General features: G+C 46.6%; 2 tRNA genes. Both read left to right on the top strand.

The features are described from left to right. Positions 1-7: 7 nt before the first annotated feature. A tRNA-Ile gene (locus tag M2R48_RS21155) sits at positions 8-84 on the top strand. Between the two features lie 27 nt (positions 85-111). Further along, positions 112-187, top strand: a tRNA-Ala gene (locus tag M2R48_RS21160). Positions 188-491: the final 304 nt, after the last annotated feature.

A 491-nucleotide genomic window follows, 5' to 3' on the forward strand; every position in this document is an offset into this window, starting at 1 on the left:
CGAAATTGGGTCTGTAGCTCAGTTGGTTAGAGCGCACCCCTGATAAGGGTGAGGTCGGCAGTTCGAATCTGCCCAGACCCACCAATTTTGTGTGGGAACCTGTAGGAATACGGGGCCATAGCTCAGCTGGGAGAGCGCCTGCCTTGCACGCAGGAGGTCAACGGTTCGATCCCGTTTGGCTCCACCACTACTGCTTCTGGAAGTTGAAAGCTTAGAAATGAGCATTCCATCGTGATGATGGTGAATGTTGATTTCTAGTCTTTGATTAGATCGTTCTTTAAAAATTTGGGTATGTGATAGAAAGATAGACTGAACGTTACTTTCACTGGTAACGGATCAGGCTAAGGTAAAATTTGTGAGTTCTCTTAATTGAGAAATTCGAATTTTCGGCGAATGTCGTCTTCACAGTATAACCAGATTGCTTGGGGTTATATGGTCAAGTGAAGAAGCGCATACGGTGGGTGCCTTGGCAGTCAGAGGCGATGAAAGAC

Origin of the sequence: Acinetobacter sp. I-MWF (assembly GCF_025433935.1) — a bacterium.
Classification (GTDB): Bacteria; Pseudomonadota; Gammaproteobacteria; order Pseudomonadales; family Moraxellaceae; genus Acinetobacter; species Acinetobacter guillouiae.